The sequence below is a fragment of the Heminiphilus faecis genome (assembly GCF_008728965.1).
GTDB classification, from domain to species: domain Bacteria; phylum Bacteroidota; class Bacteroidia; order Bacteroidales; family Muribaculaceae; genus Muribaculum; species Muribaculum faecis.
On sequence record NZ_VSMC01000091.1, the window covers coordinates 1 to 243 of the forward strand.

At 51.9% G+C, this 243-nt stretch carries 1 pseudogene; it reads right to left on the reverse strand.

The annotated features are described in order from the left end of the window. Window positions 1-243: pseudogene (locus FW767_RS13070) on the reverse strand (ISAon1 family transposase); the annotation flags it as partial.

A 243-nucleotide genomic window follows, 5' to 3' on the forward strand; every position in this document is an offset into this window, starting at 1 on the left:
GAACGGCAGACACGGCATCTGTCGCCACGCCTCTTACCATAGCGGCCAAGGCTCCTTTGCGGCCGTGCGCCGTCTTGTTGGTCAGGATGGTATAGACATCGCCGTTGCTCAGACACGTCTCGTCAAGACTCATGTCCTCACCGAAATTTTCAGGATACAATATGTATTCATCGGCATGTTCAAGCTGATCCCATATCCGGTAATCGCTGATTATTTCCTTGTATTGCCTGCGCAGTGTCTGTC